Genomic DNA, 13,861 nt, shown 5'->3' on the forward strand with positions numbered 1-13,861 from the left:
GCGCAAAAACGTCCTACTTCGGTGAAAATTAGTCTGCGTTATTTGTGACCGAATGCACGGAAAGCGAATGGGGCCTGATATCCCTCAACAAAGGCTCAGCTAGCCACCAAATCAACGTACCAAACGGCAGTAACACAGCTCATAAAATCTAACATTTTTCCTGATTGTCACCGGTGGTAAGCACCTACTGACGCCCACAGGAAAAGACGGGCCATTCTACGTTAATTTTTGCCCGGTCATCAGGTTAAACACGATATCGACGCGAATATTTTTTGCGAGCTATATCGATCGGCTCTGGCGAAGCGAAAAAGTCCCCCTGCCCACCAAGGATCCCGCGCTCTTTCAGCGTCTGCCATTCATTGCGCGTACGCACGCTGGCAGCAAAAACCTTCGCTTGAGTACCTTCGCAGGCACCGGTCAAGCTCTGAACGAACAGCTGGTTCTCATCCCGCCGGTCAATACTCCGTACCAACCCTGGGTGAAGCTTGACGATCTCCACCGGTAACGACTTGATATAAGAGGTACTCACCACCGTCAACCCGGCCTGAGAAACTGCCAGACGACAGCCCAATCCGGTCAGTAATCGCAGCACCGGACGCAAACGGTCGATATGTTGACACACATCTGCCTCTGCAAGTTCAATCAGAATTCGCCTGCGGTGACTTTTTTCACACTGTAACAGGGTATCGCGCAGCCAACGTTGGAAACTGCGCTGCAATAATGAATCAACGCATAGTGGAAACGCCAGCGTCTCTTCCGGCCACAGCGCCAATAAAGGAATAATCCGATTCATCTGCTGGCGGTCATAGCTTTCCGCCAAGCCCAGCTGATTGACCAGCGGCATATATTCGGCGGGCAACAGTTCCTGTGCGCCATCATAAATCCGGCTCATGATTTCGCGGTGATGCACATCGCCTTCCACCGTCACCGCCGGTTTTTGATATAAACGAGGGCCACCGCGCGCCAGCACCTGTTCCAGCAGAGTGCGCCATTTAACGCTGCCGCGCCCTTTCTCCGGCACATTACTGTCATAGACGTACCAGCCGTTTTCGCCTTGCAGTACGGCATGACGGGTTGCCTGTTCGGCGTAATCGATGATCTCTTCCGGGGTCTGCCCGCTGCGATAGGCCACAATACCGATATGCAGGAAAGCCTCACGGTCAATCAGCGCCGTTGAGGGCAAGGAGTCGATCGCGTTGACCAGTTGCGCCGCGATGCCGTCCGCTTCCTTCAGCGTGCGGTGTGGCAGCAGAACGGTAAAATCACTGTGGAAATAACGGGCCAGCAAGGCGGCAGGGTAACGCATGACAAAGGTGGACAGCAGGTTGACCAACGAATACATCAGCTCCTGCACCGCGGCATTGCCGTGAATTTCACGCAGGGTATCGAAATCTGGCAGGCGCACCATCATGACGATGCCGTGTGACCCGACATCTTCCAACTGAGTGGTGAGCTGGTTATCAAAGAACAGCCGGTTATTGAGGCCGGTTTTCGCATCCTGAGCGGCAAAAGCACGGATCAGGGTATCTACCCGGCTGCGCTCCTCACGCGCTTCGGCCAGATCGGCCAGCAGCCGATCCAACGCACCGCTGACGCTGGCGGGCCATTCGCGAACGTCTCCCTTCAGCACCTGTTCACGTTCGCCGTTGAGAATGCGCCGCGCCCGGCGTTCCAGGCGATCTTCACCTACCGCCTGTTCACGCAGCCAGCGTAAACTGAACAGCAGTATCACCACCATGATGACGATCGACAGCGTGACCGCCGCCGTGGACTGCAATGAACGCACGTCGCTGGCGAACGGATCGAGGTAGGTGACACTTACCCGGGTGCCGGGGTGATGCATCATGGTCAACGAGGTTTGGCGGTAGCCAGCCAGCGATGCCCAGGGGGCTTTGATGGTCGGTAGGCTGTAGGAGAAAAGGTTGCTGGTTTCGGTATCGACATTAATCGCCACGATGCCTAGCGGCCGCATCACCAGGGGCAGCCAGTTATCCTGAGCCTGCAAAGGTTGCAGCAGCATTGCCTGATCGATGGAGGTGGCCAGGGCTTCAAAACGACGCTCTAGGCGCTCCTGGGTCACGTAAAAGAAACTGTATGAACACCCCATCAGCATCAAAAACATAGCCAATGCGACGAGCAGGGTGATTAGAGCAGAGAGTTTGGTTGTAAATCTCATCCCTGTGCCTTCTGCGCGATGATAAAATGAAGAGCCACCTTTTGAAGTTCCAAGGCCCCGTTCCTGCTCGATTGAAAACAACGCAATACCCTGATATTAAAAATCATGAAGCGACTTCAATTTCTTTGCCAAGCATCAGGTTAGCTCATACAAAGCTATCAAGCCTGACCGACGAAGAAAACCATTAAACACTCTTTTTTTGTCCTTTATCAGGACAGGCTTTTTTATTATGCATATAGTCAGACAATACTGAACCATACATTCATATAATATATGAAAAAGCGGGGAGCGATGCATGCGCGTATTATTATTGGAACAAGATGGCGAAAAAACCCTGGCACAAGTCAAGAATATTGATAGTGAGCAGTTGCCAGAAGGGGATGTGACGGTCGACGTCAACTGGTCCAGTCTCAACTATAAAGATGCCCTGGCGATCACCGGCACGGGGAAAATCATTCGTCACTTCCCAATGGTGCCTGGTATCGATTTTGCAGGCCTGGTACACAGCAGCAAAGATCCGCGTTTTAAACCAGGCCAGAGCGTAGTACTCACCGGCTGGGGCGTTGGCGAAAATCACTGGGGCGGGTTGGGCGAACAGGCCCGCGTTAGCGGCGAATGGCTGGTACCACTGCCAAAAGGGCTGTGTGAACGCAAAGCGATGATCCTCGGCACCGCCGGTTTTACCGCCATGCTGTGCGTGATGGCACTGGAAGAAGGCGGAGTGAAACCGGAGGACGGCGACGTTCTGGTCACCGGAGCCAGCGGCGGCGTGGGGAGCACGGCGGTCGCCCTACTGTCCGCACTGGGCTATAGCGTCACCGCCATCAGCGGGCGCGACAGCAATACCGACTATCTGAAATCCCTCGGTGCCAAAACCGTGCTGCCCCGTAGCGAGTATATTGAAACACCGCGCCCGCTGGAGAAACAGCTTTGGGCAGGCGCCATCGACACCGTCGGCGACAAATTGCTGGCTCGCGTGCTGGCGCAGATGAATTACAACGGCACCGTTGCCGCCTGCGGCCTGGCGGGAGGCTACCAGTTGCCGACTACCGTGATGCCGTTTATCTTGCGTAACGTGCGTCTGCAAGGCGTTGATTCGGTGCTGACGCCGCTGCATCGTCGCCAAACCGCCTGGGAACGTCTGGCCGGGATTCTGCCAGAAAGCTTCTATGAACAAGCCACGCAGGAAATTCAGCTGGAAGACGTGCCTGCCGCTGCTGCCGCGCTGATGAACAATCAGATCACTGGCCGCACCCTGGTAAAAATTCGTTCATAATCTGTGGGGCGCCGCATCCGGCGCCCGCTTTTTCCCCACAAGAAATTACCTCTCGTTTACCTCTCTTTACATCCACCCTCTCGCAGAAAGTTGGCTTTCACGCCATGCTTACACCATCACTTGCGGAGATAAAAAATGAAACAACAGCGAAAACTGACCGAAGCCGATGTCACGCCGGAAAGCGTGTTCTATCAGCGGCGCAAGGTGCTCCAGGCGCTAGGGATCACGGCAGCCTCGCTGGCTTTGCCCATCCAGGCACAGGCCGACTTGCTTTCCTGGTTCAAAGGAAACGATCGGCCCCCGGCTCCAGCAGGCAAACCGCTGGACTTCAGCAAGCCCGAAGCCTGGCAAGCCAAGCTGGAGCTGACACCGGAAGAAAAAGTCATGGGGTACAATAATTTCTACGAATTTGGCCTGGATAAAGCCGATCCCGCGGCCAACGCAGGCTCCCTGAAAACGACGGACTGGAAGGTGAAAATCGACGGTGAAGTCGGCAAGCCCATCACGCTGGATATCGACGATTTACTCAAGCGTTTCCCGCTGGAGCAACGCATTTATCGCATGCGCTGCGTCGAAGCCTGGTCGATGGTGGTGCCGTGGATCGGCTTTGAACTGGGCAAACTGCTTAAGCTGGCCGAGCCCAACAGCAATGCGCGTTACGTCGCTTTCCAAACGCTGTACGATCCAGAGCAGATGCCCGGCCAGAAAGATCGCTTTATCGGCGGTGGCCTCAAGTATCCCTATGTCGAAGGTTTGCGCCTTGATGAAGCCATGCATCCACTGGCTCTGTTGACCGTGGGCGTGTATGGCAAGATGCTGCCACCGCAAAACGGTGCTCCGGTGCGCCTGATCACCCCATGGAAGTACGGCTTCAAAGGCATCAAGTCTATCGTGCAGATCACCCTGACCCGCGAACAACCGCCAACCACCTGGAATCTGTCTGCGCCCAACGAATATGGTTTTTACGCCAACGTGAATCCCCATGTCGATCATCCACGCTGGTCGCAGGCCACCGAACGCTTTATCGGTTCCGGCGGCATTCTGGATGTGAAACGTCAACCGACGCTGCTGTTCAACGGCTATGCCGAGCAGGTGGCTTCGCTCTATCGCGGCCTCGATTTACGGGAGAACTTCTGAGTGCGCTTAACCCCCAAGCAGGTCACCTGGCTAAAAGTTGCCATCTACCTGGCGGCATTCCTGCCCTTTCTGTGGCTGGTGTTGTCCGTCGATCAGGGCTGGTTCAGCGCCGATCCGGCCAAGGATATCCAGCATTTTACCGGCAGGATGACGTTGAAATTGCTGCTGGCCACCCTGCTCGTCACTCCATTGGCCCGCTACGCGCGCCAGCCGCTGCTGATCCGTTGCCGACGTCTGCTGGGCTTGTGGTGTTTTGCCTGGGGAACCCTGCATCTGGTAAGCTACTCGACGCTGGAACTGGGGCTGAGCAACATTGGCCTGCTGGGGGGCGAGTTGGTAACCCGCCCCTATCTGACGCTAGGTATCCTCTGCTGGTTGATTTTGCTGGCTCTGGCGGCCACCTCAACGCTATGGGCGCAGCGTAAATTGGGGGCCAACTGGCAGAAGCTGCACAACTTCGTCTATCTGGTGGCGATCCTGGCACCGATCCACTACCTTTGGTCGGTAAAAACGTTGTCACCGCAGCCTTTTATTTATGCATCGCTGGCGCTGCTGTTGTTAGCTCTGCGTTACAAGAAATTCCGCTCGTGGTGGCGTAAAGCGCGCTAAAACCGGCAAGATTGACGGTAAAAATCCCCTGACGGGGCGCGGAACTTTTCTGTGTTCTACCCCTCATAATCCAATAGCAGCACTTGGTGTTTGCTGATTTAGGGTTGAATATCTTCGCTGATAAGACCAGTATTTAGCTGCGAATTGCCACGATATCGTTATAATGCCCGACCTTGAACCTGTCGCTGCAGCAAAATCTGCGCGTAACAGGTGACAAATCGGTGACATCGGGTTATTTTCTACGATGATGGTTTTATTGCCGGAGATACCAGCACAATGGCGGATAAGTTTCACATTTTGCTTCTGAACGGCCCCAATCTCAATCTGCTGGGGACGCGTGAGCCGGAAAAGTACGGCAGCGCTACGCTGGCAGAGATTGTTAACGGATTGGAAAACCAGGCGCTCGCGCTAGATATCACCCTGAGTCATCTGCAGTCCAACGCCGAGCATGCGCTCATCGATCGCATTCATCAGGCACGCGGCAATACGGATTTTATCCTGATTAACGCTGCCGCGTTCACGCACACCAGCGTGGCGTTGCGCGATGCACTGTTGGCAGTACAGATCCCGTTTATCGAGATCCACCTGTCCAACGTGTACGCTCGTGAGCCTTTCCGTCATCACTCCTACCTGTCTGATATCGCGGTAGGCGTGATCTGTGGCCTCGGCGCGGATGGCTACACATTTGCTTTACAGGCAGCGGTTCGCCGTTTGTCAAAAACCCACTAATTGCTACACAAAAAGAGTACGGAATCACACTCATGGATATTCGTAAAATCAAGAAACTGATCGAACTGGTTGAAGAATCAGGCATTTCTGAACTGGAAATCTCTGAAGGCGAAGAGTCGGTTCGCATCAGCCGTGCCGCACCGGTGCAGGCTTACCCAATGATGCAACAGTACGCAATGCCAGCCCAGCAGCAGCAACCTGCTCTGGCCAACGCCGTTGCCCCTGCTGCCGCAGAAACCCCAGCAGCACCAGCGGCCATGAGTGGCCATATCGTTCGTTCACCAATGGTAGGGACCTTCTACCGCACTCCAAGCCCGGACGCGAAAGCCTTCGTGGAAGTGGGCCAGAAAGTGAACGCCGGTGATACTCTGTGCATCGTTGAAGCCATGAAAATGATGAACCAGATTGAAGCGGACAAATCCGGTGTGGTTAAAGCGATCCTGGTAGAAAACGGCCAACCGGTTGAATTTGACGAGCCACTGGTCGTCATCGAATAACGAGGCGCACCATGCTAGATAAAATTGTTATCGCCAACCGTGGCGAGATCGCGCTACGTATCCTGCGCGCTTGTAAAGAACTGGGGATCAAAACTGTTGCCGTTCACTCAAGTGCCGACCGCGATCTGAAACACGTTCTGCTGGCGGATGAGACCGTTTGTATCGGCCCTGCACCGTCAGTTAAAAGCTATCTGAACATCCCGGCCATCATCTCCGCCGCCGAAATTACCGGCGCCGTGGCGATCCACCCGGGCTATGGCTTCTTGTCCGAGAACGCCGACTTTGCCGAGCAGGTAGAGCGCTCTGGCTTTATCTTCATCGGCCCACGCGCCGAAACCATTCGCCTGATGGGTGACAAGGTTTCTGCCATCAGCGCGATGAAAAAAGCCGGCGTACCTTGCGTACCAGGCTCCGACGGCCCGCTGACCGATGACATGGACAAAAACCGTGCCTTCGCCAAGCGCATCGGTTATCCGGTGATCATCAAGGCTTCCGGCGGCGGCGGCGGTCGCGGCATGCGCGTTGTACGCGGCGACAAAGATCTCGAACAATCCATCTCCATGACCAAAGCGGAAGCCAAAGCGGCTTTCAACAATGACATGGTGTATATGGAGAAGTACCTGGAAAACCCACGCCACATCGAAATTCAGGTGTTGGCAGACGGCCAGGGCAACGCCATCTATCTGGCTGAGCGTGACTGCTCCATGCAGCGCCGCCACCAGAAAGTGGTCGAAGAGGCACCAGCACCGGGGATCACCCCAGAGCTGCGCCGCTACATCGGCGAACGCTGTTCAAAAGCCTGTGTAGAAATCGGCTACCGCGGTGCGGGTACCTTTGAGTTCCTGTATGAGAACGGCGAGTTCTATTTCATTGAAATGAACACCCGTATCCAGGTGGAACACCCGGTTACCGAAATGATCACCGGCGTGGATCTGATCAAAGAACAGCTGCGTATCGCTGCTGGTCAACCGCTGTCGATCAAACAGGACGAAGTGAAGGTACAAGGCCATGCGGTGGAATGCCGTATCAACGCCGAAGACCCGAACACCTTCCTGCCAAGCCCAGGCAAGATCACCCGCTTCCACGCTCCTGGTGGCTTCGGCGTGCGTTGGGAATCTCATATCTACGCTGGCTATACCGTGCCGCCGTACTATGACTCCATGATTGGCAAGCTGATCACCTACGGTGAAAACCGTGACGTGGCAATTGCCCGCATGAAGAACGCCCTGGCTGAGCTGATCATCGATGGCATCAAAACCAACGTTGAACTGCAGCAGAAGATCATGACCGACGAAAACTTCCAGCATGGTGGCACCAACATCCACTATCTGGAGAAGAAGCTGGGTCTGCAGGAAACCTGATTATCGGTTAACGATATCGGGCTAATAAAAAACACCGCATGAGAACTTCTGCGGTGTTTTTTTATTGGGGCTGGGGTCTCTGCCTCAAAGCACGTTTAGCGCCTCTTCCTGGCGCTCATTACACCCATAGGCATACGCACGCAAGACCTCCTGGATCTTGTCGATAATCAGGCTATGTGGGTCACCAGCACACTCGCCAGCCATCAGGCGTGGGAATTGCAGTGGGAAATACTGGCTCAGCATACCCAACGGAATGGTTACTCCGCTCAGGTTTGCCACCAGCTTGTCGATGGCCGCGCTGATGCGCGCCTCAGGCCAGTAATAGCGGATCCGATCGGACAGGCTGTAGTGCAGATCGATCATCGCCTTCGAATGACGTGGATCGTAATACTTCTTCCAATACTTGGGCTCATCCTGCATCACGCAGTCGATCACTGCCAGCACATGACTCTGCTGTTCTGCGGCGATCAGCTCCTTCTCGATCAGCGCCAGGCTGAAGATCGCCTCACGCAGGGCAAAGGTCAACGCCGGGCCGACTTTCAGGATCGCAAAATGATCGCGCACCAACTGGCGGAACGCTTTCGGGGTTTGATAATCCGTAGAGTGGGCCTCAAACACCAACGGCGTTGACTCAATCATGGCGGAAAGCTGGCGCGCCTGTTCCGGCTGGTAGTGGATCACCGTGGAATGGTCGAACTCGACTCCCGGCTGTACCACCAGCCCCACCACCCTTCCCATGGCCTGATCCAAACCTAAGTGAGCAAACGCCTGCCGATGCGTCTCGATGGTCTCAGCGGCATCCTGTGGCCGCGTGACGTGCACCTGAGCGATAGCGTGGCTTTCACCACCTGGAACCGGCACTTCCGTACCTATCACGTAGCTCAGCGCCTGCCGCTGCTCAGGAGTGGCCACAGCTTCAGCCACCGCACATAGCCGTGCCGCACGCTCGGCCACCACCGTTGGCGGCAGAGGAACCGGATCGTCCGCGCAGGACATGGAAGCATCCAGATGAATTTTACTGAACCCGACCTGAACGTAATCGGCAATCAGGCGTTCGGCTTTCTCCATCGCCTGCTCAGCGGGTTCATCCTGCCAGCAGTTCGGCCCAAGGTGGTCGCCCCCCAATATCAACCGTGACTGCGGGAAGCCAACCTTGGCGGCAATGGCATACACAAACTCGCGGAAATCCGCCGGTTTCATTCCGGTGTAGCCGCCAAATTGGTTCACCTGGTTGGAGGTGGCTTCAATCAATACCTTACGCTGGCTAGCCAAGTCAAAACGCAGTGTGGCTTCGATCACCAACGGATGTGCCGAGCAAACCGAACAGATACCAATATGCTTGCCGCTTTTATGTTGCTGGATAATAGATTTCATACTTATGGCCTCATTTACCCGTCACCTTTCAAGTCGCAGGGTAAAGCAATATCCTGAACTGAATATTCAAGACGTTGGAATGTTATTTACAGCGCGCCGACCGGCACGATCCGTTGCTGCTGCAAGAAAGCGTCGATTTCAGCGAAGGTAGAGGTCCCTTCCATTGGCCCACGCCGGGTCACCGCCAGCGCGCCGCAGGCATTGGCATAGCGCAGCGCCTGGGAAACGCTGTGCCCTTGCAACCGGCAAGCAATGTAAGCACCGCCAAAGCAGTCGCCTGCCCCGGTCGGATCAACCTCGTCTACGGCATAGCTGTCGACATGCAGGGTTTCATCCGCGGAATAATGGCTCGCCCCTTTACTGCCGCGTTTCACCACCACTTCTTTAATGCCGTCCTTCAGGTAGCGAGCAATCGCCTCATCCAGCGTGGTTTGGGAGGACAGCAGCATCACTTCGCCTTCACTCGGCATATAGATATCGGTCAGCTCCAGCACGTAATGCAGCGCATCACGCATCTCGGGGATATTGAGCATTTCCTTGCGGATATTCGGATCGAAAGACAGGGTGCCGCCGTTCGCTTTGACGATCCCCGCCGCCTTCTTCACCGCATCCACCATATGGAAGGAAAACAGCGATGAACCCATGATGTGGAAGTGCTGGCAGTCCTGCAGCAGTTCAGCATTCACATGCTCGGCCGATAATTTCCCACAGGCTGCGTTCTTGATATTGAAAATAAAATCGCGATCGCCGTTGGAGTGGTAGGTAACAAAGGCGCTGCCGGTAGTCTCATGCGGCAACACACGGATGCCTCTCGTATCCACTCCGTCAGCCTTTAGGCGTTCGATATTCAGCGTGCCGAAGCCGTCGTTACCCACGCAGCTGATAATGCCGCACTGCCCGCCCAGCTTGGTCACCTGGTCGATAAAAATCGCCGGGGCACCGCTGGGGAAAGGACCATTCCATAAGCCTGGATGGGTAAAAGATTGGCCAACCTTATCGGCCATGATCTCAACCAGGATCTCGCCGATGGTATAAATTTTTCTCATTGTCCCGTTCCTTATACAAATCTGCCTGTGATCGTTAGCCACGTTTCTTCTTGTTTCTGACGTCGACATACACCGCGATAAGGATCACCAGCCCCTTCACCACCATTTGATAGAAATAAGGCACGTTCATTAAATTCATACCGTTGTTGATGACCCCGATGGTCAGCGCGCCGATCATGGTGCCGATCACCGTGCCGTAGCCGCCATTCAGGCTGGTGCCCCCCAACACGGCGGCGGCAATGGCATCCAGCTCATAGCTCAGCGCGGCGTTAGGCTGGCCGGAATACAGCCGTGAAGCCAGGATCATGCCGCTGATGCCCGCCATCACGGCGGTGATCATAAAGACCTTTATTTTCAGCGCAGAAACGTTAATCCCCGAATAGATCGCGGCCTCTTTATTGCCGCCGGTGATATAAATTTTGCGGCCAAAGGTGGTTTTCGACAGGATGAAGTGGTTGACGATCAGCAACACCAACAGGATCCAGATTGGGATCGGGATATAGAGGAACTCGCCGTTGCCCAGCGCCAGAAACGCCTCGTTTTTGATCATGATCGGCGTGCCGTCGGTGACGATATAGGCGATACCTCGGAAGATGCCCATCGTCGCGACGGTAACGATAAACGACGGGATACCGGCCATCGCAGTCAGGCTACCGTTAACCAGGCCCAACACCAGCGCGGCCATAATCGACAGCGGGATCACCAGAATAAACGGGATGCCAAACGACAGGCCGAGTGCGGCAAAGGTCCCCACCAGTGCAATGGTTGACCCCACCGAAAGATCGATATCCCCCAGCAACAGCACGTAAGTCATGCCATAGGCGGTGATGGCAATGATCGAGACCTGCAAAATAATATTGGTAATATTATTCACGCTCAGGAAACTGTCGTTGATCACGCTGAACAGGATCACCAAGGCCACCAGGCCCGCCAGTATGCCGCCGTACTGTTTGGCGGCTTTTGCCAGTTTCCCTGGCCCGTTGAACGCCGAATGGCCCTCGGCGGCCAGCACTTTATCGCTCATTATTTCACTCCTGTTGCTGCGGTCATGACCTGGGTTTGCGTGAGTCCATCGGTGGCAAAAACGTCGGCGATCTGCTTGGCGCGCATCACCACCAGCCGATCGCTGAGCGCCATCACTTCCGGCAGTTCGGAAGAGATCAAGATAATGGCGGTGCCCTGTGCAGCAAGCTGGCGTATGACGTTATAAATCTCGAACTTGGCGCCTACGTCCACGCCACGCGTTGGCTCGTCGAGAATTAAGATCCGTGGCACCTTTTCCAACCATTTCGACAGCACGATCTTTTGCTGATTGCCCCCGCTCAGGGTGCTGACCAGCTGGTGTGGCGAACTGACCTTGATGTTCATCCGCCGGATCGCCTGCTGGGTTTTCGCCTCTTCGTGCTTATGGTTGATCAGGCTGGAGCCCGCATACTGAAAGGCCACGTGATGGGTGTTCATGCTTACGTCATGCATCAGCACCAACCCCTCCTCCTTGCGGTTTTCCGTCACGAAGGCGATGCCATGCGCTATCGCCTGCTTTGGATTGCGAATAGTGACTACTGCCTCATCGATAAGAATTTCACCCTGGTAACCGGTCAGGCCAAAAATGGCCTTCATCACATCTGAACGCCCCGATCCCACCAGCCCAAAAAAGCCCAGTACTTCGCCTGCACGCAGCGAGAAATGGATATCGTGAAACAGTTTGTCTTGCGAAAATTGCCTGACTTCCAGCACCGGCACCTGCTCCGCTGAAGGAGGTTCGCCGATGCGTGGCGGGTAGATATTGGTCATTTCGCGGCCAACCATCTGGGCAATCAGCCGGTGAATGTCGGTCTGGTGTTTATCATGGGTGGCGATGAACTCGCCGTCACGCAGCACCGAGATATCGTCAGATACCCGCATGATCTCATCCATGCGGTGCGAGATATAAATCACCGCGCAGCCGCGCTGTTTCAGCTTGTCGATAATGCCAAACAGGATGTCCGCCTCGTTATCGCTCAGGGACGACGTGGGTTCATCCATGATCACGACATCCGCCGGGTAACTCAGCGCCTTGGCAATCTCTACCAGTTGGCGCTGGGCCATCGACATGGTGCCGACAATTTGCTGCGGATCGAGCGGAATGGCCAAGTCCGCCAGCAGGCGCTGGCAATCATTCACCATCTGGCCATCGTTAATAAAACCAAAACGGGTTGGTTCATTATTGGCGTAGATATTCTCTGCTACGCTCATATTATTGCTCAGGCTCAGTTCCTGAAAAATAATCGCGATACCCAACTTTCTGGAATGCTGGGGGTTGTTAATAGTGACGTTTTGCCCTTTGAGAATTATTTCCCCTTTGGTCGGCGGATAAATTCCTGCCAGGATTTTCATTAGCGTAGATTTACCAGCACCATTTTCGCCCAGTAGCGTATGGACTTTACCTTTGCGTATTTTCAGGCTGACATTTTTTAATGCATGAACATGGCCGAAACTTTTGGCTATTTCCGTTACCGCCAGCACCGTATCCGTCATTATTTCCTCCACCCAAATAGCCCTCACCCTAACCCTCTCCCACAGGGAGAGGGGACCGATCGAGTTCGTTGATTTCTCCGCGTAATACCCTGCCTTTCTTATTACTCCCTCATTTTCCGAAGTTGTATGGGCTAACAAAATACTTCGGACAGCGCCCTCTCCCTGTGGGAGAGGGCTGGGGTGAGGGGCTATTTACCGGTGTAAACACCAGGTGCGACCGGGATCATTTTCGCTACAGGTTTACCATTCAGATGGTCGACGGCAGCATCTATAGCCTTGGCTCCCATTTGGTCTGGGTATTGGCGGATAACTGCCACGAAGGTCTTGTCGCTATCGACGGCGTCGCGAGCCTCTTTCATCCCGTCGAAACCGATGATCTTGATATTGTCGTTACGCGCGGATTTGGCGGCGATCACCGCAGCCAGCGCAGCATCATCACCAAAACCAAACAGGCCGTTCAGATCTGGGTGCGCCTGCATCATATTCTGCGCCACGGTTAACGCTTCCGCCCGGGTGATGCCGGTTTGGATCGCCACAATCTTCACGTCAGGCGTATCCGCCAGCCCTTTCTTGAAGCCGTCCACGCGTGCCACCACCGATTGCAGCGCCGGATAATCGATAATCGCTACCTTGCCTTTACCGTTGAGCAGTTTGCCCATCAGCTTGCCCGCTTCGACACCACCGGCGTAGTTGTCGGTAGCCACGTGAGTGACCACCGGCACCCCCTCGGCGGCCACATCAACGGTAATCACCGGAATACCGGCTTTCTCCGCTTTGATAATCGCCGCCTGTACGCCTTTGGAATCCACCGGGGAAATAATAATGGCGTCGACCTTCTTGGTAATAAAGTCTTCTACGTCGGAGAGTTGTTTATTCAGGTCCTGATTGGCAATGGAAATATTCAGCACCACGTCGTCTTTCTTGGCTTCCGCTTTCATTGCATCGGCCAGATCAATATAGAAAGGATGCTGTTGCGTCAGCAGCGATGCGCCAATTTTATATTCCTTGGCTAACGTTGCCTGCGAAAATATGGCCAGACCGATGGCCAGCACGGAGCCTAATATCTTTAATTTATGCATGATCTATCCTCAGTTTTTATTATTGCTGCTTGTTTTTTCTTACTGTTTTGTAGGGAACTT

The 13,861-nt window shown here is 54.6% G+C and carries 12 protein-coding genes; 6 read left to right on the top strand and 6 right to left on the bottom strand.

Features of this window, described 5'->3' with window-relative positions:
• Positions 1-244: 244 nt before the first annotated feature.
• Positions 245-2,176 (bottom strand): RNase E specificity factor CsrD, encoded by a 1,932-nt coding sequence (csrD, locus tag AC6HVW_RS16185; protein WP_021807014.1) that lies wholly within the window; start codon positions 2,174-2,176, stop codon positions 245-247.
• Positions 2,177-2,471: 295 nt separating this feature from the next.
• On the opposite strand from csrD, the gene acuI reads away from it, so the two are divergent.
• From acuI to accC, 6 genes are all read left to right on the top strand, one after another.
• On the top strand, positions 2,472-3,452 hold the full coding sequence (gene acuI, locus AC6HVW_RS16190; protein ID WP_071681542.1) for an acrylyl-CoA reductase (NADPH): 981 nt from the start codon (positions 2,472-2,474) through the stop codon (positions 3,450-3,452).
• Positions 3,453-3,587: 135 nt separating this feature from the next.
• Positions 3,588-4,589: a protein-methionine-sulfoxide reductase catalytic subunit MsrP gene (gene msrP, locus AC6HVW_RS16195; RefSeq protein WP_071681543.1), complete on the top strand. Its 1,002-nt coding sequence runs from the start codon at positions 3,588-3,590 to the stop codon at positions 4,587-4,589.
• Complete coding sequence (gene msrQ / locus AC6HVW_RS16200) at positions 4,590-5,198, top strand: protein-methionine-sulfoxide reductase heme-binding subunit MsrQ (RefSeq protein ID WP_071681545.1); 609 nt, start codon at positions 4,590-4,592, stop codon at positions 5,196-5,198.
• Between the two features lie 276 nt (positions 5,199-5,474).
• A complete protein-coding gene (gene aroQ / locus AC6HVW_RS16205) occupies positions 5,475-5,927 on the top strand; it encodes a type II 3-dehydroquinate dehydratase (RefSeq protein WP_024483777.1) in 453 nt (150 codons plus the stop codon).
• Positions 5,928-5,959: 32 nt separating this feature from the next.
• Positions 5,960-6,424, top strand: a complete 465-nt coding sequence (gene accB, locus AC6HVW_RS16210; RefSeq protein ID WP_024483778.1) for an acetyl-CoA carboxylase biotin carboxyl carrier protein — start codon at positions 5,960-5,962, stop codon at positions 6,422-6,424.
• Positions 6,425-6,435: 11 nt separating this feature from the next.
• Complete coding sequence (gene accC / locus AC6HVW_RS16215; RefSeq protein WP_021180772.1) at positions 6,436-7,785, top strand: acetyl-CoA carboxylase biotin carboxylase subunit; 1,350 nt, start codon at positions 6,436-6,438, stop codon at positions 7,783-7,785.
• 84 nt (positions 7,786-7,869) lie between these two features.
• Here the strand turns inward: accC and gatZ are convergent, their stop codons facing one another.
• The 5 genes from gatZ to AC6HVW_RS16240 form a co-directional block, all read right to left on the bottom strand.
• Positions 7,870-9,159 (bottom strand): tagatose-bisphosphate aldolase subunit GatZ, encoded by a 1,290-nt coding sequence (gatZ, locus tag AC6HVW_RS16220; protein ID WP_497569549.1) that lies wholly within the window; start codon positions 9,157-9,159, stop codon positions 7,870-7,872.
• A gap of 86 nt (positions 9,160-9,245) precedes the next feature.
• On the bottom strand, positions 9,246-10,205 hold the full coding sequence (locus AC6HVW_RS16225) for a tagatose kinase (protein WP_071681549.1): 960 nt from the start codon (positions 10,203-10,205) through the stop codon (positions 9,246-9,248).
• Between the two features lie 34 nt (positions 10,206-10,239).
• A complete protein-coding gene (locus AC6HVW_RS16230) occupies positions 10,240-11,229 on the bottom strand; it encodes an ABC transporter permease (protein ID WP_059199005.1) in 990 nt (329 codons plus the stop codon).
• Entirely contained in the window at positions 11,229-12,722 is a 1,494-nt protein-coding gene (locus AC6HVW_RS16235; protein WP_071681554.1) for a sugar ABC transporter ATP-binding protein, read from the bottom strand. Before AC6HVW_RS16235 ends, AC6HVW_RS16230 begins: the two co-directional genes overlap by 1 nt.
• Positions 12,723-12,910: 188 nt before the next feature.
• Positions 12,911-13,801, bottom strand: coding sequence for a substrate-binding domain-containing protein (locus AC6HVW_RS16240; protein ID WP_497569550.1), 891 nt, complete (start codon positions 13,799-13,801; stop codon positions 12,911-12,913).
• Positions 13,802-13,861 lie beyond the last annotated feature (60 nt).

It is taken from the genome of Serratia sp. NCCP-200, from assembly GCF_059697885.1.